Source organism: Clostridium aestuarii, from assembly GCF_026735135.1.
In the GTDB taxonomy this organism is placed as follows: domain Bacteria; phylum Bacillota; class Clostridia; order Clostridiales; family Clostridiaceae; genus Clostridium_H; species Clostridium_H aestuarii.
In genome coordinates this window covers 138,543-163,343 of record NZ_JAPQER010000003.1, presented here as the reverse complement: position 1 = coordinate 163,343, position 24,801 = coordinate 138,543, and the positions used below count along the sequence as shown (strand labels likewise).

The following is a 24,801-nucleotide window of genomic DNA, read 5'->3' as shown; positions in this document are numbered from 1 at the left end:
AAAAGTATACACTTTTTCATAAATATGCTGTACTTTTTCATGGTTTTTATTAATATGTGTGATAGTATATGATATAATATCTTTGTTATTAACATATTATGCACATTAACATATTATTTATATAAATAGGATTTGAAAGTGCAACACACTTTTCTTATAAACTGTTTAAAAGGAGGAGACCACATGACCTTTTGTGACGAAAATAATATAGAACTGATAAAAAGCGAGCTTCGTTATTTAAAGCTTCTTGCTAACCAATATCCTAATATATCTGCTGCAAGTACAGAGATTATTAATTTACAAGCTATTTTAAATTTACCTAAGAGTACTGAACATTTCATCAGTGATATCCACGGAGAATATGAATCATTTACACATATGTTAAAAAACGCTTCTGGAGTTATAAAGCGTAAAATAGATGATGTTTTTGGAACTTCACTAAGAGAAAACGAAAAAACAAGTTTAGCTACATTAGTTTATTACCCTGAACAAAAATTAGAATTAATTAAGCACTCTGAAAGAGATTTAGAGGATTGGTATAGGATAACACTTTACAGAATTATTGAATTATGCAAGGCAGTTTCTTCAAAATATACTCGTTCCAAGGTTAGAAAAGCTCTTCCTCAAGATTTCTCATATATAATTGAAGAAATGCTTCATGAACAGGGAGAAAAAATAAATAAACATGAATACTATAATGGAATAATCAAAACTATAATAGATATTGACCGTGCTTGCGAATTTATTATTGCAATTGCCAATGTTATTCAAAAGCTTGTTGTAGATAGACTTCATATTATTGGAGATATTTACGATAGAGGTCCTGGTGCTGAAATTATAATGGAAGCTTTAATGAATCATCATTCAGTGGATATTCAATGGGGAAATCATGATATTTTGTGGATGGCTGCTGCTGCCGGATGTGAAGCTTGCATATGTAATGTTCTTAGAATTTCACTAAGGTATGCCAACTTAAATACTATAGAGGATGGTTACGGAATAAACTTACTTCCACTTGCTACTTTTGCTATGGATATTTACGAAGATGATCCATGCAGCAACTTTATACCAAAAACAATAAATAAAGAATTAAGTGAAAAGGAACTTAGATTAATTTCTAAGATGCATAAAGCTATTTCAATTATCCAATTTAAGCTTGAAGGACAAATCATAGAACAGCATGCTGAATTTTCAATGGATGATAGATTGCTTTTAGATAAAATTGATTACCCTAACGGTACAATTCAACTTGAAGAAAAAATTTATGAACTAAGTGATACGTGTTTTCCAACAATAGCTCCTAATGATCCTTATAAACTTACTGATAGAGAAGAAGCTTTAATTGCAAAATTAAGACGTTCCTTTGTGAAAAGTGAAAAACTTCAAAGACATATTCGTTTTATGTATACCAAAGGAAGCATGTACTTAAGATGCAACTCCAATTTACTATATCACGGCTGTATCCCATTAAATGAGGACGGTTCATTCAAAGAATTAATAATAAATGATAAAAAATATAAAGGTAAAGCTGTTTTAGATAAATTTGATACTCTAGCAAGAGAAGCTTATTTCTTTAAAGATGGAACACCACAAAAAAAATATGCACTTGATATGATATGGTATTTGTGGTGTGGTTCTGATTCACCTGAATTTGGTAAATTAAAAATGACTACATTTGAACGCTACTTTATTAATGATAGTGACACTCATCATGAAGAACGAAATAACTATTATAAATATAGAGATAATGAAGATGTATGCTGCAATATTCTTAAAGAATTTAACTTACCTCCAAATTGTTCTCATATAATCAATGGGCATATTCCTGTGAAAACCAAAGAAGGTGAAAGTCCGATTAAAGCAAACGGCAAACTACTTGTAATAGATGGTGGTTTCTGCAAAGCTTACCAACCTCAAACAGGAATTGCTGGCTATACTCTAATATATAATTCTTATGGGCTTTTATTAACTTCTCACGAACCTTTTGGTTCTATCAAAAAGGCTATTGAAGAGGAAAGAGATATTTTGTCTTCTACTATTATTTTAGAACATGCTGTAACTAGAAAAAGAGTAGCTGACACCGACATTGGTGAAGATCTTAGAAAACAAATTAGAGAACTGGAAATGCTTCTTATTGCATATAGAAAAGGTCTTATTAAGGAAGCTTAAAAACAGTTGACGTTCTGTGTTAGCAATCTAATACAGAACGTCAACTGTTTTTATATCATTATTTTTATCTTATTGTGTACTAAGTATGACTCATATTCAAATTCATACCATCTATTAACTTTTACTTTATCACCTAAAAATTCGAATTTTGGTGAAAAATCTTTTGTAAAGTCTACATCATTAAGTGTATTGAATAAGAAAATACCTTTAGCACCAGCTTCATAAGCTTGGTGAGCTCTGATTAAATATTCTTCTACTGTTAAATATTGATTATCAGGTATATATAACCCTTTTTTCAACAATGCTTCTGTTTCTGGAGTTAAATCTTTTCCTTTTAGATTAGCAGTAATTCCAACATATAATTCTACTTTTGTTCCTTTTACCATTTCTACATATTTGTTTATATCATAAAAATCTTCATGAGTTATAGATGATGGTATCAATCTATTGATTAAACCTTCTTGTACCCATGTTTCTATGTCAAAACCATAAGAATCTGGATTTAAATATGGAACTCTTACAGATATTTTTATGTATGAAGGAATTTTTTTTCTAACTTCTCTCATGAATCTATTCATAATATCAATTTTTCGTTTATCTGAAACTTCATTTCCCATAACCTTTGGATATCTACAAAAATCAAGAGTTATAGCATCAACATTATCTACTTGTGAAACTTCTTTAAGTACATTCATTATATAGTTTCTATATCTTGAATAATAATAACTTAAAAAGAAACTGTCATTCTGCATATTTTGCTTATATTTATCATATATAGTTCCATTTAAAAAATATCTTGCCTTATCATTATAAAATGTATTCATACGCATAGATACATTAACTCTTAATCCCTGCTCTTTCGCTCTTTTTGCTACAATTTCCAAAGGAGATTTTCCTGATTCTAATATATTACGGATTTGAGTTCTTGCTAATTTATCTCCCTCTCTTGTATAAGCATCATACTTTTCTGAGCCTTCAAAAGATTTACCTGCATAATAACTGTCATAATTCAACCATCCTGTTGTTCCTATTTCCCAATTTATTTCTCCTGCGTCTACACTTTTAAGAGAATCAACAGCCACTTTTTTTAATTCTTCTGTGCTTGGACACTTTCCCCAGAAGAAATCAGAAAAACCATCATTATCATAAACCACTCTTTTATATTTTATATATTCATTATAGCTGTTGTGTAGTTTTACCTGTTTTTCATTTAACCCAACTACTTTTATATAAGTAAGTTTAGCTTTTTTATCCTTTAGAGGTTCTATAATTATATTATTATTATCAAAATTCTCTATAAAAGCAAAAGCTTCTTCAACATATTGATTTCTTCCTTTTAGCCTTGTATTATTAAAAATGTTTATTACCTCTTCTTTTTCTTTTCCTTTAACCTTAAATCCTTCAGTACCTGTGGCATAACCTATGTATACAGCAAACCATCCTTTAAGCTGGAATGGCAATTTCAATTTAGAAGCATTTTCTTTGTTTTCAATTACTGCTCCACCGCCATCTAAATATTGATATTTATATGCAAACAAATCCCAGTTTGCTTCTTTTAAATCTCTATCTTCTATATCTTTAACCTTATCTAATCTGTTCAATAGATATTCTTTTCCTGGCTCTGAGATTATAATATCTCCCTCTTTTATTTTTTGCATAGATGCATATGTATCTACTTTTTCTATTTTAAATTTTATCTCTTCTGTTTTTGATAATTTATTATTATGTAAAGAATAAATGTTTTTATCTACATTTAAAGTATAGGTTTCTCCCATGTTATAATGTTTTATTGGCGGTTTTACTATAATAGATTTTGAATCACGCCCCAATTCAACTGTTGTATAAATTTTATTCCCAGCTTCATCTAATACACTAACAGCTTTTTTAGTATCTTCATCAAACTTTATCTTTTGATTAAATTTAATAGTCCAAACCTTATCTTTAGAAACAGTTTGAACATTTTCCATACTAGCTTGTACACAGCCTGGAATACACCCAATCAACATTATCATAATGATTAATGCACCCACAACTCTTTTGTAAATTATTTTACACACCATCAGTCTCCCCCTATTGCTCTAGCAAACTTTAATCCCTAAACATTATAACCTTATTTAAATAAAAAAACTACCTACATGAAATTGATTTTCATTTTTTTACTTATTTTCCACTCCAATAATTGTAACGTTTCTAAAATTCCAATCTTGTGTTAAATTATACGTTTTTTCAGTTTCAATAATCTTTACTGTAGGACGCATTGAACATTCTTCATTATTTTCTACAACAATAGCAGTTTGTCCATTACTTAATTTTACTATCGTACCTAGTGGATAAGGGGCAATTTTTCTTAAAAACAATCTTACTAATTTAGGATCGAAAGTAGTTCCATTATGTGCCATTATATATTCTATCGCCTCAGATGGAATACTTGCCTTTTTGTTAGGCTTTTCAGAAATCAAATTATCATAAGCATCACAAATAGATATTATTCTTCCAAAAAGAGATATGTTTTCTCCTACCTTTTTATCTGGATATCCTTTCCCATCATATCTCTCATGATGCTGCAAAATCCCTACATAAGATGTAACAGCTATATTGTAATACTGTTTTATGTACTTATACCCTTTTTCAGGATGAGTTTTTATGATTTTTTGTTCTTTTTCTGATAGTTCTTCAGTTTTATTAATGATATTTTTAGGAATAAAAACCTTTCCTATATCATGTAATAAAGCTGAGGTAATTAATTTTTCCAATTTAATCTCATCTAAATTCAAACCTATTCCTAGCACCGCTGCTAATACACCAACATTTACTGAATGGCTGTACACATAATCATCAAAGGTTTTTATGTCAATCATATTTACCATTATGCTTTTATTATGTAATATTTGATCCATAACATTTTTAGCTATAATTTCTACAGTATCTAAAGATTTTACTATGCTTTTAGGATTATTATAAATCTGTTTGATTGTCTTAACTGCGCCCACTCTTAATTCTTCTGATATTATATTTTCAACTCTTATATCTTTTGAAAGATCATCATCAACATAAACTCCATTAATAACTAAGTTCTTAAGGCTCTCTATATATTCTTTAGTTAGTGAAACCTCTTTTGCAAGTAACACAGTTCCACCTGGTGAATATACATTTCTACCTAATTTCATTCCTTCATTTAAACAATTAACTGGTACATACCTCATTAAAACACCCCACTCTTTAAGTTAACAATTATCATCTGATACGTTCAACTGTCTCTATTGTATTATCGTATAAAACCCTACTATATGTAGTATTTCACTATAGAAACATTTACCAATTACCAGATGATCCGCCGCCTCCAGTGTCTCCCCCACCAAATCCACCGAATCCTCCTCCTGAAGGTCCACCTCTACCACCACGACCTCCTCCAAAGAAAGAATTCCAAAACAGCATTTTAAGAATAAACTTTATAATTCTTCCTCTATTAAATATTAAATCCAAAAATACTAATCCTAATACAAAATAAATAGGAATAGGATTTCTTTTTGTATCTGTAGTTCCTTTATAATCAAAATATATATTTTCACTTTTATTTAAAGTTACATTATATTCTTCAGCTATGTGATCTACAAAAATAGAATAAGCATTTTTTAATCCTTTTCCATAATTATCAGTTTTAAACTTAGGAACAGCTATATCTTTCATTACTCTATTACTTAAAATATCCGGAATTACTCCTTCAAGTCCTCTTCCAACTTCCACTGACCACGTTCTCTCTTTCATGGAAAGTAAAATCAAAAGACCATTGTTATCTTCTTTTTGCCCAATTTTCCATTCTCTAAAAAGCTTATATCCATAATCTCTAATTTCTATTCCTTCTAATGAATTTATTATAACGACTACAGCCTGTGCCCCTGTTTTATCCTCTAACTCTTTTCCAACTGACACTATATACTCTTTTGTTTCATTATCTAATATTCCAATATAATCATTTACATATTTTAAATTTGTAGGCTCAGGATATGATTCTTTTGCATTTACCTGTTTAAAAGGAACTAATATTAACAATAGTATAAATAACCCTGTTAAAAATCTATTTAAACTTGATTTTTTCATTTATTATCACCTACTAAACTCAACCTTTGGAACTTCTTTTACACCTTCAGCAGCTTTGTAATACTCCTTGTCTTCAAATCTAAAAATCCCTGCAATTATAAAATTAGGGAATTTTTTTATTGTAGCATTATAAGTATCTACAGTTCTATTATAATCCTGTCTTGCAATATTGATTCTATTTTCTGTTCCTTCTAGTGCCACAGTCAAGTCTCTAAAATTAGCACTTGATTTTAAATCTGGATATCTTTCCACCACTACTAAAAGTCTAGATAATGCTGTTGACAATTCATTATCTGCATTAGCTTTTTCACCAACAGTTTTTGCTCCTCCAATCTTAGCTCTAGCATTAGCAATTTCTATAAATATATCTTTTTCTTGGGCTGCATACCCTTTTACCGTATTTACAAGATTAGGAATCAAATCGTTTCTTCTTTGAAGTTGAGTATCTATATCTGATTGAGCTCTTTTCACTTTTTGATCTAAACTAACCATTTTATTATAAGTTCCTATAAATAGCACTGATATCAACAATAAAAATGCTACTCCTATTAATATTGATTTTAGAGTTTTATTCATTTTTTTACCTCCGCACCAATTTTATCTTTATATTAATATATTATTTTCTCTATACTATAATTAATACCCCTTTTTCAAAAAATTTAATCGCAGCAAAAAAACAGTTGAAAATTGACAGAGGACAATTCTCAACTGTTTTTTAAACGTAGTTTACCTTAACGGTTTTACCTAATTTTTTCATAACATCACACAGCTCGTCTATTAAATTTAACTTTATATTTAGATCCATAGGGAAATCTGGATTTTGATGTGCTAAATTTACTGTCTTCCCAACCCATAAATTCAAATGAGTGCAATCTTCTACAAGCATTCTACTGAGCAACGATGCACCATCATTTCCATCTAAGTTATATATATTATCATTTTTCAAATAAGCCTGAGTACATTTTTTTAATTTATCCAGCGCCTTACTTAATGTTAAAACACCTTCTGTTATTAAATCTATTCCTATCATAGTTGATGTAGGCGGAACATCTTTATAAAGAATATCCATATTTACTTTAACTTTTCTTCTTAATTCTCTTGATGCAATATTAGCAGCAGTTCCTCCACAAATAATTTTTTTTCCTTTCCCCTGCATAAGCTGTTTGATAACAAAGGTATCATTTCCCTTATTTACTGGTGGCCCTGTAAATAAATCAATATACTCCGGACCTCTGATTTTCACACTCACAACCGTAGTGTCATCACCAGGTTTTTTACCATATAAATCCCAGCAAATTCCTATTAAATCCGTTGAAACATTTTTAGCTGATTTTTTAGTATTACAGCTTCTTTCTAAATAATCTCTTACATTGTCCCATGTCCAACCTAAATTAAGTATTTCTCCTATTCCTGCATGAATAACTCCATCACTAACTGCTGTAAGCACATCCCCTTTTCTTGTTGTGAATTCACTTACATAAACCTTTTTGCCATTTATATCAAGCTCTTTTTTGGATATATCTATATGTTTATTGTCTCTTATTATAAAAAGAGGCGGATTATCATATTCAGCAGCATAAACTCTTCCATCATTATATATCTTAAGAATGGTAAAAGTAGAATAAGCTATATTTCTCACCTTGCATACTGGTAAGGTGTTTACTATTGTATCTACCGTTTCGTAAATATCTTCTCCTTCTCTTAACATTGTAGCTGCAATTTTAGTGGTAAGGGTTGATAAAATATTTGCTTTTACTCCACTTCCAAGACCATCTGCCATAACTATGATAGTGCTATCTTCAAGCTTAACTATTTCAACATTATCACCACAAAGCTCTTCTTCATGCTTTATCAAGCTATTATAAGCAATATCTATAAACAGATTCAATTAATATCACCCTCTTCCCCTGCAATCACCTTTCTTAATTTATTTAATATTACTTTTGTTTCTGCAGTAGTTTCACCTAAAACTCCTGCTATTTCTTGCGCAACTCTCATTTGTCTTTCTATTACCTTTTGAGCAGCATCTAAAGTATTCTCTTTAACTCTCATTAATTCTTTTTTATTTTTTTCTTCTTCCATAATATCAGTCATAGCAACCAAAACAAGGTTTTGCTTTGGTAAGTATATTATATTCACCATAAACATAACATTATACTGAGGATAATATACCTTCTTACCAATTATGTTTTCTTCCGTTTCTTTTACTCTACGAAAATCTTCATCATCTATTAACATTCCTACTGGTTTTCCTAAAATTTTTTCACGATTTACTGTGAAAACTCTTTGCGCCGCCGGGTTGATTTCTACAATATTCATGTCTCCATCTACCATAATAAGACTATTAGCTGTATTTTCACAAATTACATTACTCAACCGCTCTGCTCTACTTCTCATAAAGTGAAGACACATTTCTGGTTCAGCCATTTTTTCAAATATAGCTTGTGCTTTTTCTCTACATGTGTCATATCCACAAACACCACAATTAAGCTTGTCTTCTTTTGTGTATTTACCCATGTGCTTCATAATTTTCTGTATTTCCTTTTCATTTGCAATAGGTTTTTTAAAGCTTTTATTTTCATACTTTGTGAAAAAATTTATATTATTCAAATCAAGTTCTCTATACTTATGCTTATCTTCCTTTTCTCGTTCTTCTTTTCTTTTTAAATATTTTTTTGTTTTTTGCAGTCTCTTATAATATTCTTTTTTATTTTTCATCATGTTGTGTCCGCCAATGCATCCACCTCTGCAAATATTAAGTTCTGCAAAAATTCCTTTAACAGCTCCTACTTGAATACTGTCCAATATATCAATACAATCTTGTGTACCACTTACATTCATATGGTGTAACAATTTATTATCTATAGTATCTTGTATAGATTTAAGCACATCATCTTTTGACAAAAAGCTTCCTCCATTTTTTAATACCTTTTTATCAAATTCTTTACTTTCAAGTTCTTCTAAATTAATTCCTGAACTGTATATCCATTTATTAACCTCATTAAAATTTAAAACTGCATCAACAACTTTTTCCTCTTTAAATTCATCAGCTTCAATTTTTTTTGCAATACAAGGGTCCATAAATACTATAAAGCTATCCTGTCCATAAATACTTTTTAAAATTTTCGCCTTAGCAATCATTGGTGAAACCACTGGAATCATATATTTGATTAAATCTGGGTAATATTTTTCTATTAATTGGTTTGATGAAGGACAAAAAGTGGTTATATAATTTTCCATATTATTTGTCTTCATATATTGTTCATAATAATATGATAAAACCTTCATTCCCAAATCATTTTCTTCAACAAAAGAAAATCCAATTTTTTTAAGTGCTGCTACCAACTTACCTTCATCCATTTTAAAATAACCTGCAAAAGAAGGAGATATACTTATAATAACTTTTCTATTAGAATCTATTGCATTTTTAACTTTATCTAACTCACTGACAACCTTTGTTGCATTTTGAGGACAAATTTCTAAGCATTGTCCACACGCTATGCATCTCTCTTGAACAATTTTTGCTTGTCCGTCTTTAAATTTTATAGCTTTAACATGGCATGCACGGAGACATTTATAACAATTTTTACAACTAGCCTTTGAAAAATTTATATAGTTCACTGCTTTCCCCTCTCCCTAAGTTCTCAACTTTTTCAAAATTTCTTCTTCAAAAAATGTTTTTATGTTGCTTTCGTTAACGGACAAAACAGAACCATCATTTACTTTAATGGAAACTGGTTTACCACAATTTCCAAGACAGCAAGCTCCTTTTACTACAACTTCATTTTCAAGATTGTTATCTTCAACCATTTTTATTAATTGATTTATTATATTGTAGGAACCCTTAAGATAGCATGTACTTCCTACACAAACTGTAATGCTTATCACTCTAATCACCTACTTCTAAAACTTTCATATTATACTACATTTTATATTATAAATTAAGTTGAGTAGATTTTCACTCAATTATGATAATTTTTTTTAATATTAGAGTTTATTTCAAATTTTTCTATATTTTTATTACTCTCCTGCAACAACTTTTCTGAGCTTATTTAATATAACTTTTGTTTCAGCTGTAGTTTCACCTAATAATCCTGCTATTTCTTGAGCTACCCTCATTTGCTTTTCTATAACTTCTTGAGCAACATTTAGAGTATTTTCTTTAACTTTGATAAGCTCTTTTCTTTGCATCTCACTTTCTACAACATTTATCATTGAAACTAAAACAACATTTTGTTTAGGTAAATAAACTATATTTTTTATGAAAACAGCATTGTATTGCGGATATGCATCTTTCTTACCAATTATACTTTTTCCTGTTTCCTTAACTCTTCTAATATCTTCGTCTCTCATTAGTAAAGATACAGGTTTTCCTTTAATATTTTCACTTTTCACCATAAATACTTCTTGTGCTGCTGGATTGATTTCTTTAATCTTCATATCTCTATCTACCAAAATAATACTACTTTCAGTACTTTCAACTATTACATTAGATAAGCTTTCAGCTTTACTTCTCATAAAGTGCAGACACATATCAGTTTCTGCCATGCCCTTAAAAATAGCCTCTGCCTTTTTTCTACAAGTATTATACCCACAGACTCCACAATTCAACTCATCTTCTGATTCAAATTTACCCATTTCATTCATTATTCTTCTTATGTCTTCCTCACTTGGAATTCTGTCTTTAAATGTTTTATCCCTAAAACTTGTAGAAAAATCAATTTCTAATTCCAAAGTATTTAATTCTTCATTAGAACATTCTTGCAAATTTATTGATTTCTTTTTTCTTTTAATATATTCTTTAACTTTATGCAATCTTGTATAATAATCATCCTCATATTTTGTACTATTAGGTCCTCCTACACAACTTCCTTCACATACATTGATTTCTATAAAAGCTCCTTTGATATTTCCTTTTTTCATACTTTCGAAAATTTTAATACAATTATTAGTCCCACTTACAGAAATAGTTTCTAATGACTTTTCATCAATTACATCTTCTAATGCTTTAATAATTCCTCCCTTAACAGGAAAACCGGCTCCTTGTTTAAATGAATTCTTGTTAAATTTTTCACTTTTTATACTGTTTAAATCTATATTTTTCTCTTGTAACCACATTTTTATCTCATCAAAAGTTAAAACTGCATCAATAACATCTTTAATATTTTCTCTATATTCATCTGCTTCAATCTTTTTAGCAGCACAAGGACCAATAAATACAATAAAACAATCACTTCCATAAATACTTTTTAGTATCTTTCCATGAGCAATCATAGGTGAATCTATTGGAATCATATATTTTATTAGTCCAGGATAATATTTTTCTATCATATAATTTGCTGAAGGACATGCTGTAGTTATATAATTCTCAATGTTATTTTTTTGTAGGTATTCTTTATAATAACGTGTTACAGCATCAGCTCCTATTGCCGTTTCTTCAATAGTAGTAAATCCTATTTTTTTTAATCCAGCTACTACCTTACCTTCCTCTACATTCATATACCCCATAAAAGAAGGTGCTATACTTACAATAACCTTTTTACCAGAAATTAAAGCTCCCTTAACTATATCCAAATCATTTATTATTTCTCTTGCATTTTGAGGACATACTTCTAAACAATGACCACATGCAATGCATCTTTCTTCTACTATTTCTGCTTGTTGATTTTTAAATCTTATAGCTTTAACAGGACATGATCGTAAACATTTATAGCAATTTTTACAACTTGCCTTAGAAAAATTTATATAATTCATTAATGCTCACCCCCAATATTATTATAAATCAACTTGTTATTTTTTTCACTAACAAACATTGTTAAAAATTTTTTCTTTTTTATTTTCAGAATATTGACAATTTTGAATTATTGGTGTATTATAATAATATAAATTATTATATTTTATAATTTAAATATACCAAATTGGAGGTGCTTTTATCCATAAAATTCTAAAAAAAATTTAAAAAGATTGGAGTGATACCACCACAAAATTAAATTAAAGGGAGCTACAATTTTGGAAAAAGAAATTTGTCAATTTGATAGCTAGGGTACATTTATATAACTTATTATAAATGTACCCTAGCTATTTTTACATAGAAATAGTAATTTTGTTATAACTTAACTGTATTTATAGTTTGTATTATTTTTAATTTATAGTATAATATAATTGAAAGTAAGTATTCATTTGTATATTAACGTACTAAATGATACATAGTATCATAAACCATACTTACAAAAACGGGGGGTTTAAATGACAAAATTAAAAGAAAAAACCTATAATTGTGGAATGGAACTTACCATGGATGTTTTAGGTGGTAAATGGAAGACTGTTATTTTATGGCATTTAAGAAAAAAAACTCTTAGATTTAGTCAATTAAAGAGAAGATTAGATGGTATAACACAAAAAATGTTAACTCAACAATTACGTGAACTAGAACACTGTGGACTTGTAAATAGAAAAATATACCCTGAAGTTCCGCCAAAAGTAGAATATAGCCTATCCAATTACGGAAAAAGCGTAGTCCCTGTTCTTTATTCTATTTACAAATGGGGAATCAATTATTCTAAGACCTTTGATTTATCTCTCAATTTAGAAGATAGCATAATAGAAAAAATTATGAATGAAGAGATTTAAAATGCTTATGTAAAACCATAAGCATTTTCATTTTTATTTTTATTTTTATTCTTATATCTTAAATCTGTTTACCTTTTCTGCAAATTCATCTGCCATACTTGTAAGCTCTTCTGCTGAAGCTGTAAATTCTTCAATAGAAGATGATTGAGTTTGAATTGAAGCTGATATTTCTTGAGTTGCTGCTGCAAATTCTTGTGAAATATTGTTAACATTTTCTATTTTATCTACTATCTTATTTTTTTCTTTAATAGAATTATCTACTGCCTCATATACATTTTTTATATATGGTAGAATTTCTTCTACTTGTCCAACTATATGTTTAAATGAAATTACGGTCTTATCTACTACTGTTATTTCTGTTGTCATTTTTTCTGAAACCAGTTCAGTAGTTTCAGAAACTTCTTTAGTATTATCCACTATTGTCTCCACTAATTCAGTAATACTTTTTGATGATTCTAAAACTTGTTCTGCAAGCTTCCTTATTTCTTCTGCTACTACTGAGAAACCTTTTCCAGCTTCACCAGCACGTGCAGCTTCTATAGCTGCATTTAACGCTAATAGATTTGTTTGTTTAGCTACTGCATTTATTACATCCATAACTTCTGTAATTTTACTAACATTACTATTCAAAAAGCTAATTTTTTCTGTTGATTTTTGAAAGTTTTTCTTCATATCATTTACAACATCAACTAAAACTTTAAGTTGATCTGATCCTGTATCTGCTGAATTCTTAATTTTATTACTATTGTTTGAAACCTTATCTACTCTATCATATATAACATCTAAATGCTTTGAAAAGTTTTCAACATAATCAGTTATCTCATCAATATCTTGAGCTTGTCCTGTTGAATTATTTGCTACTTCTTCAGTGCTTGTTGCTATTTCTTCTCCTGATTGAGCAATTTCTTCACTTGAAGCAGTAAGATTTTGTGAAACACTATCTAAATTTTCAGCAGCTCCTTGAACTCTTGATATAACATCTCTTAAAGTACCCATTACATAATTTAGTGATTTCATAAGTTTTCCAATTTCATCATCTGCTTTAGCATGAAATTCTACAGTAAAATCGCCTTCAGCTACTTTTTCCATCCTCTTACTTATTAACTTTAATGGTTTTGTAATATCTCTTGCTAAAAATACTGCTGCTATTGCCGCTGCTAATATAACTATTAAAGTAATCCATACAGACTCTATAAATCCTTGTCTTGATATTTTATTAAGGGAATCAAGTGAAATTCCAACTATAAGAATTCCCTCAATACTATTCCCATCATAAAAAGGCATTAAAACCTCATATACCTCTTCATCATTATTTCTTGTATAAAAATCTCCAATAGTTTTACCATTTAATACTTTTTCAACCTTTTCAAATTCTTCATTGTCTTTATTTCCTATCAAATTAGACTCAGTATGTGCTATTATATTATTATTTTTATCATCTAATGCTATGTATTTAATTCCATTATTACTTTCCTCTTTAATTTTTCTTAATACATTACTTATATCTTCTGAATCAGATATTTTATATTTATCTATACTTTTTCTTGCTATGGTACCTACTAAAGCTCCTGAATCATTCATTTGTTTCTTAAGCATTCCAGTAGACCTATGTATAAACAGACTAGTTACTAATACTACTGCTACTGTGGTCACCAAAATAAAAGCTACTACTATTTTTTTACCAATAGTATTTAACATATATATCTCCCCTTTTATTTACCTTTTACTTTTCTTGCATTTAACTTACTTGTACACCATAATTTACTAAACCACTCCACATTATAGCACAACAAATTAATAAATCAATGTATTTTAATATATGTTTACATATCTTTAAATAAATCCTCCATCTACCGTTATAACTTGAGAGGTTATGTAACTTGCAGCATTACTTGCTAAAAACACTGCAGCCTTTGCTATATCTTTTCCTTCTCCAAACCTCATCATAGGAATCTCATTAACTAATTCTTGTTTTTCATCTTTCGATAACCACTTATTCATCTCAGTATCTATAACTCCCGGTTGTATAGCATTCACAGTGATTCCAGATGGAGCTAGTTCTTTTCCTAATGCTTTGGTAAATGAATTCATTCCACCCTTTGAAGCTGAGTATGCAACTTCACACGATGCTCCAACTTCCCCCCATATAGATGATATATTAATTATGCGTCCTCTTTTCACCTTAAGCATATGCTCTACAGCATTATGACAAATATTAAAAACACCTTTTAAATTAGTATTAATAATACTATCAAAGTCATTTTCATCCATATCTATAAAAAGTCCAATTTTAGATATTCCAGCATTATTTACAAGTATATCTAGTTTTCCAAATTTCTTTATTATTTCTTCTATAATATTTTTTGCAGTGTTATAATCACTTATATCTCCCTTAATTGCTATAGCATATATACCTTTTTTCTTTAGCATTTGTAAAGTATCTTCAGCTGCCTTATCATTTTCTCTATAATTAATAACTATAGCTGCTCCACAATCTCCAAATTCCTCTGCTATACTTCTACCAATTCCTCGACTTCCACCTGTAACCAATACTACTTTCCCTTGAAAATTCATATATCCACCTACTTTAATTTAACTTATTTCCAAGGTAATTATATCACTTCCATTATTTTTGTAAAGAAAACACATACATATAACTTTAAGATTTAAAGTTATATGTAATTAAAAATTAACAATTAACAGTTAATGAAGAAATTTAGCTAAAGCTAAATTCTAAAATAAAAAAAAGATGATAAAAAACATCATCTGTTTTTAAATTTAGTTTTACAATAGTAAAGCAATCTTAATTATTAATTGAGGAAATTACATAATTTAAAATTTAAAATACTAAATTTATGCTATTTCCTCAATTAATACTATACTCAAATCCTAATATACTAGTAGTTTTTTTCTGCTTTCTATTACCATTATTTTTAACTATCTGTTCAAATATAGGTTCTATAACATCAACTAAAAAAGGATCAAACTGTATACCTCTATTTATTAATATTTCTTTTTTACATTCTTCTAAACTTAACGCTTTTCTATATGTTCTATCACTCATCATAGCATCTATTGAATCACATACTGCTATTATTCTGGCTCCCCTAGGTATCTGTAACTGTTCAATTCCTGCTGGATATCCTTTTCCATCCCATCTTTCATGGTGATGAACAACTATTTTTGCTATTTTTTTTAATCTTTTTGATTTACTCAGTATTTTGTATCCAATAACAGGATGCATTTTTATCTGTTCCCATTCATGAGGTAAAAGTTTTCCTGCCTTATTTAATATTCTATCTTCTATTCCAATTTTTCCTATATCATGAAGATGTCCAGCTATATGAATATCTTCTAGTTCACGTCCTTTTATACCAGCAGCTTTTGCTAATTTATAGCTCATATCTCCAACTCTTGTGGAATGACCGCTTGTATAAACATCTTTTGCTTCTAACGCTAAAACCAAACATTCTATTACATCATGAAATATATGTTTATATTTTAGCCTAGTAAATAAAAACATACGTTCCTCCTTATTATGTCTTATCCCCTATATTCCTTTAATGTTTTCTCTATATGTACCCATGACCTTTTGGCAAATAAAACTTTTGTATCACTGCTTTTTATTTGCTTTTTTATTGTTTTTGCCATTTGATGGTTTACAAAATCCGTTAAAACAAGAACCACATCAGTTTTTTCAGGTATCTTATAAAATTTTTGGCTTTTCTTACGTCCTGATAAATGATTTATATTATCAAATCCACTTCCCTTTAAATTGTCTTTTATGTTTCCTAATTTATCCCCACCTATAACTAATAAACTCATAATAACTCCCCTTCCTAAAAAAACAGTTAAGAATTAATAGTTAAGAGTGGAGAGTTAATGATGTTTTGCTTACGCAAAACTAACTTCGCCAATAATTCTCAAAATAATGCTTAACCCCTTTAGTCATTTTTTATTATATGATATTCATTATGATTGTTTGTTTTTATATAAGGATGGCTTTTAAGCCATCCTATATTTTTCATTTAAGAATTCAGCCAATCTGAATTCTTTCCTTCACTCTTAATTTTTCACTTTCAACTGAACTTTTAGTTGAACCCTAACGCGCTTCCTATTTGGAACACAAGCACTGCTGCAACCCAACCTACTGCAAATGTATAAGCTGCTGCAAATATAGTCCATTTATAAGAGTTTGTTTCTCTTTTTATTGCTCCTAATGCAGCTGCACATGGAGTGTAAAGCAATGACATTATCATAAACGCAAATGCTGTAAGTGGTGTAAAAGATGATTGTATCGCTGCTGTAAGTTTAGCACCTTCTTCAACCCCTGCATATACCATTCCAAGTGTTGCTACAACTGCTTCTTTAGCAATAATACCAGAGAATAATCCTACACCTGCTTGCCATGTTCCAAACCCTGCTGGTTTAAATATTGGTGCTATGAAAGCTCCAATCTTACCCAAAGCAGATGCTTCACTGTACTGTTCAACTCCAAATGGAAGCACAGATAATATCCAAAGTAAAGTTACAACTGCAAAAATAATTGTTCCTGCTTTTTTTAAGAAAGCTCCTGCTTTTTCCCACATATGAAGCATTACACTTTTAAATGAAGGTAAACGATAAGGCGGTAATTCCATTATAAAATAAGAAGTTTCTCCTTTAAACAATGTTTTACTAAAAATTTTTCCTATAATTAAAGCCATAAGTATTCCTACTACGTATAAAATGAATAAAATCAATCCAGCTTTTTTTTGGAAAAATGCTCCTATAAATACCATATATATAGGTAATCTAGCTCCACATGAAACAAATGGATTTATAAGTATTGCTATCATTCTATCTTTTTTACTTTCAAGAGTTCTTGTTGACATTATTCCTGGTACATTACATCCACTACCAACTATCATTGATACAAAGGTTTTTCCATGAAGTCCCAATAGTCTCATCAATCTATCCATAACATATGCAGCTCTAGCCATATAACCACTGTCTTCTAAAATTCCTATAAAGAAGTACATTACCATTATTATAGGAAGAAATACAACAACAGCTCCAACGCCTCCAATAATACCATCGCCTATAAATGAAGTTAAAATTTCTGAAGCCCCTGCATTTGTAAGCGAAGTATTTACTGCTTCTCCTAAAGCTCCCATTCCTTCATCTAATAAATCGGAAAAGTATTGTCCTACTACAAATGTTAACTGGTAAAGAATATACATCATAGCTGCAAATATAGGAATTCCTAGCCATTTATTAGTAACAACCCTATCAATCTTATCTGATGTTGTCTGATTATAATTCTGCTCCTTTTTAACAGAATCAGCTACTACATCACCTATAAACTGATATCTTTTATCTACAATTGCCATTTCTGGCTCATATCCTATTAATTTAGTGACTTTTTTAATACTTTCATTCAAATGTTCCAGTGTTCTTTTAAAGCCACTTTTTTCATTTACTATATCTAACATATATTTATCATTTTCAAGCAATTTTATAGCTGTCCATTCTGATGGGTATTCAATTGTAGCAGCACTTTCTTCAATAGAACTTTTCAAACTTAAAATTTCATTTGTAAGTTCTTCACCATAAGATATGTTAGCTCTTTTCTGCTTCACTTTACCAGCATATTCTACAACTTTAGAAACCAATTTCTTTATTCCTTCTTTTTTAGGTGCAATTGTAGGTATAACTGGAACTCCAAGTTCATTTGATAATTTATCTATATCTATCTTTATATTTCTAGCTTTTGCTTCATCCATCATGTTTAATGCAATAACTACATTTGCATCCATTTCAAGCAACTGAGTTGTTAAATATAAATTTCTTTCAATATTAGTAGCATCAACTACATTTATAACAACATCAGGTTTATCTTTTATTATAAAATTTCTTGCAACTACTTCATCTTCTGAATATGCTCCAAGGCTATAAGTACCTGGTAAATCTACTATTTCATGGTTCTGTCCATCGTGTTTTAATTTACCTACTTTTTTTTCTACTGTAACCCCTGGCCAGTTTCCTACATGCTGTCTTGCTCCTGTTAATACATTAAACAAACTAGTCTTTCCGCAATTGGGATTACCCACTAAAGCTATTGTGCTCATTATTTTCCCCCCTGATAATATCATTTAACATTTATGAATTTGATATTCATTCTCATTATAAATTCAAAAAATAATCTTCTATTATTCCTAATAACTAATAACATTCTACTATAATTAAACTAACTCGCTTGAACCATAATTCTCTGAGCCATACCTCTTCCTAGTGCTATTCGACTTTCTCCTACAGCTACTATAAGCGGTCCTCTATCATTATTTACTATTTCAATTTCCGTACCTTTATTAAATCCCATTTCTATCATTTTTTTACTAAATGTATCTCCACCATTTATTTCTTGAATTTTAGCTTTTTCTCCTCTATTTATAAAAGCTAAAGGAATTACAGACATACAATCTCCTCCTTTAATCTTACTCTACCATAACAGCCAAAGCTTCATTTTTTCTAAGTGTCAATTTATATCCTCTTAATAATATTTCAATTGGATCTCCAAGTGGCGCCTTACCAGTTACTTCAACCTGTATTCCAGGAATTATTCCCATATCCATCAATCTTCTTCTAACAGCACTATCTCTCGCTAGTGTCTTAACTCTAGTTTTTGCTCCAACATCAATATCATTTAAAGTTCCCACCATATTTTCTACCTCCTATTAATCATATACTCGATAGTGATTATCTATTCCATTTGTTATTGATAATTATTTTCACTGTATGTTAATTGTATATCTCTTTTTTTTTATTGTCAATAACAATTTGTATGCTTTTTCTATTTTATTCTGTTTTGTCTTAAGTGGCATTCATGATTCTGTAAGGTTTAATTCCCTGAATAGCAAGATTCATTATTTTATACTTAGCCTTATCATATCTTTCGAAGATATCCTTTGCTCTTTCTGTATCATGGTAAACTTTCCAATATCCTCTTAACAAACATTGCTTATTGGGACAATCCACAAATTCTATAACATCTTCAACAGGGTACCCTAGAAAAATACCCATTTCATGTGGGCATACATGTTCATATCTAGTATGTAATAATTCTAAGCATTCTTGTAAATTCATTTTTTCTGCATATCCAAATCTTTTTAAAAAATTTATATTTCTTTTTTCTTTTAAAATTTTTTCTAATTTTTCTTTATTATAAAATAGTACTGCTGTAATTTTTTCTGTTTTCTTAAGTTCATGAAATTTAATGCTAAAATCTTCTTTTATTTCCTCTTTATATTTTTCCCAGTATTTATATAAATTTCTATTATTTCTATTATTAAAAACAACTAGAGAAGATGACTTTTCTTTTGTGATAGTAGGAGCTGCACTATATGCTATTGTAGAAATTAAATAATTTTTATCATCTTGTTCACTTATTTTTTTCATAAAGTTCCTCACCATCATTTCATTCATAAAAAACCATCCTCTCTTAAATAAAATAATTTCATTTTATAAGAATATTGGAAAGCAACATTCTTATATTAAGCTTTTGCTAATTTTTCTCCTAATTCTTTGCAATTAGTAATTGCTTCATCATCTGGTTCATTATTAGCCATTAATCCTTCATCGTCTATTAATTGTGCTCCACAGTTTTCCATTCTTTCAACCCAATTTCTCATCCACTCGCCATCACCCCATCCGTATGAACCAAATAGAGCTAATTTTTTTCCTTTAACTACTGATTCTATTGATTCTACAAATGGTTCCATTTCAGCTTCTTCTAGCACTTCTTGACCCATTGATGGACATCCTAATGCAAGCACATCTGAATTAACCACATGATCAGCAGAAGCTTGATTAACTGCAAGTAATGAAACCTCTACTTCATCTATTTTTGCTCCTTCAGCAATTGCATTTGCCATTGCCTCTGTGTTACCTGTTCCACTCCAATAAATGATATTTACTTTTTTCATATTGTTACCCCCTCTATGTAATTGATAATGAATTTCAATATCATTATATGTCGAAAACTTATTTTTGTAAACAGTTTTTTATAAAAAATATTGCAAACCAATATTTTTCGGATGTATTCCTTGTAATATAAGCTTCATAACTCTATTTCTACATTCATCATAAATTTTAAAAGTATTCTTAGCATAATTAATATTGTTATAAACTTTCCAATAACCAAACATCAAACATTTTTTGTTAGGATATTCAATAAATTCTACAACATCTTCTAATGGATATCCTAGGAAAATTCCTATTTCATGTGGACATGTAACTTCATATCTCTCTTTTAACACTTTTAAAATCTGATTAATTGACATTTTTGAATTATATCCAAATTTTTTTAGAAATTTTATGTATTTTTTTTCTTTTAATATTTCTTTTATTTGATTTTGATCATAGAATAGAACTACTATACTATCTTTTAAATTTTTCAGTTCATAAAATTCTATATTAATTTGTTCTTTTATATCTTTTTTATATTTTATCCATAAATCACATAGATTTCGTTTTCCTTTGTCGTGAAATATTATAAGATAAGATGCTTTCTGTTTTGCTATAACTGGAGCTGCATTAAAGATTATAATTGACATTAGATACTGCTTATCATCAAATTCGTCTATTACTTCTAATATATTTCTACTTAAAATTTCACACATTAAAAATTCTCCCTATAAGAATATTATGCCTCCGCACTTTTCTTATAGTATTTGTGTTATTAGATTTTATATTAGAAGTTTTACTATATTGGTTTTTAGTTTTTTACAATGAATAATAAGTATATAATAAACTCTAAAAGCACATCATAATTAGTGTAATAATAACTATAAGGAGGTTGTTTTATGGCTTTTAAAATTAATGATTCCTGCATAAGCTGTGGTGCTTGTGAACCTGAGTGTCCTGTTAATGCAATAAGTCAAGGTGATCAATATTATGTAATAGATCCAAATACATGCATAGATTGTGGTGCATGTGCAAATGTGTGCCCAGTTGCTGCACCAGTACCTGAAGACTAAAACTAGTTAAAAATTTATAATTAATAATTAGAACAAAAAATAATTAAGCAAAGCTGTGATATAACCAAACAGCTTTGCTATTAAAATTAAAGTTTTGCATAACAAAACTTTCTTCATTCTCAACTTTTAATTTTCAATTCTTAACTAAAGAAACATGTTCTTCTTGACATCTAAACTCTAAACTATTTCTTAAATCTTTCTATAGCTATTTTGCCTTTTTTTGTTACATCCCATATTTTAACAATTTCTTTGAATTCACATGAACATCCACAACTAGAACATGCTCCTGAGCATTTGCAAGGTTTATACTCCTCTATATATCCCATATTAACAAGTTGTTCTTTCATTTGTATTATCATTTGTTCACTTGTATGAAGTTTTTTTGCAACTTTAGCATCAGAATATGCACCACCTTTTGATATCTCATAAAGCAAATTCATTAACATAAAACCCCTCCTATATAGGTTCGATAAAATTTATTTTATCCGCAACTACTTTTATCTTTTTTATTTCATCAAAAGCTACAGATTTAATAATTTCTTGATTTTTATATAAATAGCTAATTAACCACATATCCTTAATCATAACATTCCCCTTTGTTGATAATGATTATCATTTTAACTTATATTTTTATTATAATTACTATTGTAGAAAATATCAAGCAAAAAATAAAAAGCTTTTAATTTTTTAAATAAAAACTAAAAGCTTTATTGTCTATCATTTTTTCTTCTTTAGGAATAACTCCACCTGCTTGATGGTACCTTGCATAAAACTCTTGCAAAAATTGATTAGCAATATTTGCATTATGAATAAATAACATATTTTCATCGTTTACCTTGTTACCATTATTACTCCAATTGGTAGAACCTATTACTACTACAGGATCACTACTAGTATTGGCATCAATAATCATGGTCTTACTATGTAGTTTTCTTTTTTCTTTATCTTTAAATATTGGTGGTTTGTTTTTATATTGCTTTATCATCTTTTGAGATGCAGACCAATTTTTATAAAAAAAACTGGAATCAAAAACACCTTTTAATTGAAAATTTGTACGTTCACCATTTGTACGTTCCCATTTATTTTTTAATAGAGAAACTATATTTTCATCTGACCAACTGAAAATATCAAAATATACTCTAAAATTAGCTTCTTTCTTAACTAATTGTTGCAATTTGCCTACTGCATTATCACCAGGTGAAAAATATACTTCTACTAATGTACCATTTACATCAACTTTATGTATAGTATTGTCTTTTTTTCTAGAATGAAAATCAGCTTTTTCAGGGTTAGGATTTATGCCACTGCCTCCCCACATTTCATTAAATTCATCTTTATATACCTGTGCAAGCTTAGATGAATTAATTTCTACTGAATTTTGAGTATTTCCATCAAGTATTCCCTTATTCATATTTTCTTCTGAACCATATAAACCCGTTTCTGTGAAATTCCAACTTCCTGTCCACACCCACTTATTATCAATTATTACAAATTTATTATGCATCTGGTCATTAGGACTATAATATATACTTCCAGACTTTTTTTCTCCTTCAGTAATCATTAATCCTGTTATTAAATTTTTGCCTATTTTAATTGATTTTTTAGAAATATCATTTAGATCTGGTAAGTTAAACTGTTTTCTCAAAGTTTTATTAGTAACTGCAAACATGGGTGAATCACAAATCACATGAATATCATCCTTAGTTCCTATAATATGATCTTTCCCTCTTATCATTTTTTCAATATTCAACTTCATTATGTCATATCTTTCTTCATATTCTCCATTTACATTTTTTGCATCTGCAACAACTCTAATAGTTAATCCATCTGCTGCTTTGTCAATTAATGCTTCTACAATTTTAGAAAGATTAATTTCATAAGTTGCCATATCAATACTTTTCTTGGCATTATTTATTCTCATAAGCAATCGTTCTTCTAAATTTACATTGTAATTTGCTTCATTTCCTTGTAAAGCATATTTTGTTAAAGCACTTTTATTAAAATAAACGTTTATAGCCCCTTCCTCTTCAGAAACATTCTTAATATGCTGTCGTGATGGTATATTATCAATGATATCCTTTGTATTATTAACTATCTTTTTCGCATTACATCCATAAAATAAAATTGAAAACATAATTACAAATAATATGGTGCTTATTTTTTTAAATTTAACTTTATTCATTTAATAATTACACCCTCTTTTAATAATACTAAATTTAAGAATATTGTGTAACAATATTCTTAGTTAACAATTGACAGAGGACAATGGACAGTTAATGATATTTTGCTAATGCAAAACTACAATCTGAAATTGCAGCTACCTGCAATTTCAGATTCAGAATTAAGCTCAGCTTAATCCTTTCCTACACTGTCAATTGTCCTCTGTCATCTGTCAACTAAAAAGTGCCTTGCACTTTTCTTATATGGTATTTCGAACATTAGTTTGGTTGAAAGATAAAAATATAAGCTGCTAAAAGCAACTTATATTTTTATAACTTATTAAATTATTCTTGAACAATAGCACCTGTTGGGCAAGCATTAGCGCAAGCTCCACAATCTATGCAAGATCCTGCATTTATTTCGAATTGAGCATCTCCTTGTTGAATAGCTCCTACTGGACATTCTGAAGCACAAGCTCCACAACTAACACATGCATCTGTAATTTTATATGCCATTTTAAAACCCTCCATCACCGAAATTTAATTTTTATGTAATAGTTTTTACTCATATATAATAGCATATTTTTTATAGTAAATAAAGTTTTATTGCATATTTTTTGATATTATTTTTATTTTTTGCCACGTGAATAATTATCATTACCAACTTATCTATTGCTATTTTCAACTGCATTCTATAAATAGTTTCATTTTTCTTTACCATACTATAT

Annotated in this window: 25 protein-coding genes; 3 read left to right on the top strand and 22 right to left on the bottom strand. The window is 28.9% G+C overall.

Annotated features, from left to right (window positions below; translation table 11 throughout):
- Positions 1–183 precede the first annotated feature (183 nt).
- Positions 184–2,169, top strand: a complete 1,986-nt coding sequence (locus OW763_RS09090; protein WP_268040792.1) for a fructose-1,6-bisphosphatase — start codon at positions 184–186, stop codon at positions 2,167–2,169.
- 50 nt (positions 2,170–2,219) lie between these two features.
- Here OW763_RS09090 and OW763_RS09085 read toward each other — a convergent pair whose 3' ends face one another.
- The 8 genes from OW763_RS09085 to OW763_RS09050 form a co-directional block, all read right to left on the bottom strand.
- On the bottom strand, positions 2,220–4,229 hold the full coding sequence (locus tag OW763_RS09085; RefSeq protein WP_268040791.1) for a glycoside hydrolase family protein: 2,010 nt from the start codon (positions 4,227–4,229) through the stop codon (positions 2,220–2,222).
- A gap of 96 nt (positions 4,230–4,325) precedes the next feature.
- The gene (locus OW763_RS09080; protein ID WP_268040790.1) at positions 4,326–5,372 is read right to left on the bottom strand and encodes an HD-GYP domain-containing protein; all 1,047 of its coding nucleotides are present in this window, start codon (positions 5,370–5,372) and stop codon (positions 4,326–4,328) included.
- Between the two features lie 109 nt (positions 5,373–5,481).
- Positions 5,482–6,267, bottom strand: coding sequence for a TPM domain-containing protein (locus OW763_RS09075; protein WP_268040789.1), 786 nt, complete (start codon positions 6,265–6,267; stop codon positions 5,482–5,484).
- A 6-nt stretch (positions 6,268–6,273) separates the two neighbouring features.
- Positions 6,274–6,843, bottom strand: coding sequence for a LemA family protein (locus OW763_RS09070; protein ID WP_268040788.1), 570 nt, complete (start codon positions 6,841–6,843; stop codon positions 6,274–6,276).
- Between the two features lie 139 nt (positions 6,844–6,982).
- Positions 6,983–8,155, bottom strand: coding sequence for a SpoIIE family protein phosphatase (locus OW763_RS09065; protein WP_268040787.1), 1,173 nt, complete (start codon positions 8,153–8,155; stop codon positions 6,983–6,985).
- On the bottom strand, positions 8,152–9,888 hold the full coding sequence (locus tag OW763_RS16910) for a [Fe-Fe] hydrogenase large subunit C-terminal domain-containing protein (RefSeq protein WP_268040786.1): 1,737 nt from the start codon (positions 9,886–9,888) through the stop codon (positions 8,152–8,154). Before OW763_RS16910 ends, OW763_RS09065 begins: the two co-directional genes overlap by 4 nt.
- 15 nt (positions 9,889–9,903) lie before the next feature.
- Entirely contained in the window at positions 9,904–10,155 is a 252-nt protein-coding gene (locus OW763_RS09055) for a (2Fe-2S) ferredoxin domain-containing protein (protein ID WP_268040785.1), read from the bottom strand.
- 132 nt (positions 10,156–10,287) lie between these two features.
- Positions 10,288–12,021 (bottom strand): [Fe-Fe] hydrogenase large subunit C-terminal domain-containing protein, encoded by a 1,734-nt coding sequence (locus OW763_RS09050; RefSeq protein WP_268040784.1) that lies wholly within the window; start codon positions 12,019–12,021, stop codon positions 10,288–10,290.
- Positions 12,022–12,513: 492 nt separating this feature from the next.
- On the opposite strand from OW763_RS09050, the gene OW763_RS09045 reads away from it, so the two are divergent.
- Positions 12,514–12,897, top strand: a complete 384-nt coding sequence (locus OW763_RS09045; RefSeq protein ID WP_268040783.1) for a winged helix-turn-helix transcriptional regulator — start codon at positions 12,514–12,516, stop codon at positions 12,895–12,897.
- Between the two features lie 51 nt (positions 12,898–12,948).
- Here the strand turns inward: OW763_RS09045 and OW763_RS09040 are convergent, their stop codons facing one another.
- The 10 genes from OW763_RS09040 to OW763_RS08995 form a co-directional block, all read right to left on the bottom strand.
- Positions 12,949–14,595 (bottom strand): methyl-accepting chemotaxis protein, encoded by a 1,647-nt coding sequence (locus OW763_RS09040; protein WP_268040782.1) that lies wholly within the window; start codon positions 14,593–14,595, stop codon positions 12,949–12,951.
- 135 nt (positions 14,596–14,730) lie between these two features.
- Positions 14,731–15,471 carry an elongation factor P 5-aminopentanone reductase gene (ymfI, locus tag OW763_RS09035; protein WP_268040781.1) on the bottom strand — a complete coding sequence of 247 codons (741 nt, stop codon included), beginning with the start codon at positions 15,469–15,471 and terminating at the stop codon, positions 14,731–14,733.
- Between the two features lie 292 nt (positions 15,472–15,763).
- Entirely contained in the window at positions 15,764–16,420 is a 657-nt protein-coding gene (locus tag OW763_RS09030; protein ID WP_268040780.1) for an HD-GYP domain-containing protein, read from the bottom strand.
- 20 nt (positions 16,421–16,440) lie between these two features.
- Positions 16,441–16,722, bottom strand: coding sequence for a DUF2325 domain-containing protein (locus OW763_RS09025; protein WP_268040779.1), 282 nt, complete (start codon positions 16,720–16,722; stop codon positions 16,441–16,443).
- A gap of 266 nt (positions 16,723–16,988) precedes the next feature.
- Positions 16,989–19,007: a ferrous iron transport protein B gene (feoB, locus tag OW763_RS09020; RefSeq protein ID WP_268040778.1), complete on the bottom strand. Its 2,019-nt coding sequence runs from the start codon at positions 19,005–19,007 to the stop codon at positions 16,989–16,991.
- Between the two features lie 119 nt (positions 19,008–19,126).
- Positions 19,127–19,354 (bottom strand): FeoA family protein, encoded by a 228-nt coding sequence (locus OW763_RS09015; RefSeq protein ID WP_268040777.1) that lies wholly within the window; start codon positions 19,352–19,354, stop codon positions 19,127–19,129.
- A 19-nt stretch (positions 19,355–19,373) separates the two neighbouring features.
- A complete protein-coding gene (locus tag OW763_RS09010) occupies positions 19,374–19,598 on the bottom strand; it encodes a FeoA family protein (protein ID WP_268040776.1) in 225 nt (74 codons plus the stop codon).
- 151 nt (positions 19,599–19,749) lie between these two features.
- Positions 19,750–20,334: a DUF3793 family protein gene (locus OW763_RS09005; protein ID WP_268040775.1), complete on the bottom strand. Its 585-nt coding sequence runs from the start codon at positions 20,332–20,334 to the stop codon at positions 19,750–19,752.
- Between the two features lie 95 nt (positions 20,335–20,429).
- The gene (locus tag OW763_RS09000) at positions 20,430–20,861 is read right to left on the bottom strand and encodes a flavodoxin (protein WP_268040774.1); all 432 of its coding nucleotides are present in this window, start codon (positions 20,859–20,861) and stop codon (positions 20,430–20,432) included.
- A gap of 78 nt (positions 20,862–20,939) precedes the next feature.
- Complete coding sequence (locus tag OW763_RS08995) at positions 20,940–21,557, bottom strand: DUF3793 family protein (RefSeq protein ID WP_268040773.1); 618 nt, start codon at positions 21,555–21,557, stop codon at positions 20,940–20,942.
- A gap of 183 nt (positions 21,558–21,740) precedes the next feature.
- Here OW763_RS08995 and OW763_RS08990 point away from each other — a divergent pair, with 183 nt between their 5' ends.
- On the top strand, positions 21,741–21,914 hold the full coding sequence (locus OW763_RS08990) for a 4Fe-4S binding protein (RefSeq protein WP_268040772.1): 174 nt from the start codon (positions 21,741–21,743) through the stop codon (positions 21,912–21,914).
- A 182-nt stretch (positions 21,915–22,096) separates the two neighbouring features.
- Here the strand turns inward: OW763_RS08990 and OW763_RS08985 are convergent, their stop codons facing one another.
- The 4 genes from OW763_RS08985 to OW763_RS08970 all read right to left on the bottom strand — a co-directional run bounded on the left by OW763_RS08985 (position 22,097) and on the right by OW763_RS08970 (position 24,589).
- Positions 22,097–22,360 (bottom strand): FeoC-like transcriptional regulator, encoded by a 264-nt coding sequence (locus tag OW763_RS08985; RefSeq protein ID WP_268040771.1) that lies wholly within the window; start codon positions 22,358–22,360, stop codon positions 22,097–22,099.
- 10 nt (positions 22,361–22,370) lie between these two features.
- Positions 22,371–22,499 carry a hypothetical protein gene (locus OW763_RS08980; RefSeq protein WP_268040770.1) on the bottom strand — a complete coding sequence of 43 codons (129 nt, stop codon included), beginning with the start codon at positions 22,497–22,499 and terminating at the stop codon, positions 22,371–22,373.
- A gap of 94 nt (positions 22,500–22,593) precedes the next feature.
- Entirely contained in the window at positions 22,594–24,096 is a 1,503-nt protein-coding gene (locus tag OW763_RS08975) for a phospholipase D-like domain-containing protein (RefSeq protein ID WP_268040769.1), read from the bottom strand.
- A gap of 322 nt (positions 24,097–24,418) precedes the next feature.
- Positions 24,419–24,589, bottom strand: coding sequence for a DUF362 domain-containing protein (locus OW763_RS08970; RefSeq protein WP_268040768.1), 171 nt, complete (start codon positions 24,587–24,589; stop codon positions 24,419–24,421).
- Positions 24,590–24,801: the final 212 nt, after the last annotated feature.

Bases quoted from the DNA above. Each gene is read 5' to 3' on its own strand.
- OW763_RS09090 (WP_268040792.1), top strand. From the start codon at position 184: ATGACCTTTTGTGACGAAAATAATATAGAACTGATAAAAAGCGAGCTT.
- OW763_RS09085 (WP_268040791.1), bottom strand. From the start codon at position 4,229: ATGGTGTGTAAAATAATTTACAAAAGAGTTGTGGGTGCATTAATCATT.
- OW763_RS09080 (WP_268040790.1), bottom strand. From the start codon at position 5,372: ATGAGGTATGTACCAGTTAATTGTTTAAATGAAGGAATGAAATTAGGT.
- OW763_RS09075 (WP_268040789.1), bottom strand. From the start codon at position 6,267: ATGAAAAAATCAAGTTTAAATAGATTTTTAACAGGGTTATTTATACTA.
- OW763_RS09070 (WP_268040788.1), bottom strand. From the start codon at position 6,843: ATGAATAAAACTCTAAAATCAATATTAATAGGAGTAGCATTTTTATTG.
- OW763_RS09050 (WP_268040784.1), bottom strand. From the start codon at position 12,021: ATGAATTATATAAATTTTTCTAAGGCAAGTTGTAAAAATTGCTATAAA.
- OW763_RS09045 (WP_268040783.1), top strand. From the start codon at position 12,514: ATGACAAAATTAAAAGAAAAAACCTATAATTGTGGAATGGAACTTACC.
- OW763_RS09040 (WP_268040782.1), bottom strand. From the start codon at position 14,595: ATGTTAAATACTATTGGTAAAAAAATAGTAGTAGCTTTTATTTTGGTG.
- ymfI (WP_268040781.1), bottom strand. From the start codon at position 15,471: ATGAATTTTCAAGGGAAAGTAGTATTGGTTACAGGTGGAAGTCGAGGA.
- OW763_RS09030 (WP_268040780.1), bottom strand. From the start codon at position 16,420: ATGTTTTTATTTACTAGGCTAAAATATAAACATATATTTCATGATGTA.
- OW763_RS09025 (WP_268040779.1), bottom strand. From the start codon at position 16,722: ATGAGTTTATTAGTTATAGGTGGGGATAAATTAGGAAACATAAAAGAC.
- feoB (WP_268040778.1), bottom strand. From the start codon at position 19,007: ATGAGCACAATAGCTTTAGTGGGTAATCCCAATTGCGGAAAGACTAGT.
- OW763_RS09015 (WP_268040777.1), bottom strand. From the start codon at position 19,354: ATGTCTGTAATTCCTTTAGCTTTTATAAATAGAGGAGAAAAAGCTAAA.
- OW763_RS09010 (WP_268040776.1), bottom strand. From the start codon at position 19,598: ATGGTGGGAACTTTAAATGATATTGATGTTGGAGCAAAAACTAGAGTT.
- OW763_RS09005 (WP_268040775.1), bottom strand. From the start codon at position 20,334: ATGAAAAAAATAAGTGAACAAGATGATAAAAATTATTTAATTTCTACA.
- OW763_RS09000 (WP_268040774.1), bottom strand. From the start codon at position 20,861: ATGAAAAAAGTAAATATCATTTATTGGAGTGGAACAGGTAACACAGAG.
- OW763_RS08995 (WP_268040773.1), bottom strand. From the start codon at position 21,557: ATGTGTGAAATTTTAAGTAGAAATATATTAGAAGTAATAGACGAATTT.
- OW763_RS08990 (WP_268040772.1), top strand. From the start codon at position 21,741: ATGGCTTTTAAAATTAATGATTCCTGCATAAGCTGTGGTGCTTGTGAA.
- OW763_RS08985 (WP_268040771.1), bottom strand. From the start codon at position 22,360: ATGTTAATGAATTTGCTTTATGAGATATCAAAAGGTGGTGCATATTCT.
- OW763_RS08980 (WP_268040770.1), bottom strand. From the start codon at position 22,499: ATGATTAAGGATATGTGGTTAATTAGCTATTTATATAAAAATCAAGAA.
- OW763_RS08975 (WP_268040769.1), bottom strand. From the start codon at position 24,096: ATGAATAAAGTTAAATTTAAAAAAATAAGCACCATATTATTTGTAATT.
- OW763_RS08970 (WP_268040768.1), bottom strand. From the start codon at position 24,589: ATGGCATATAAAATTACAGATGCATGTGTTAGTTGTGGAGCTTGTGCT.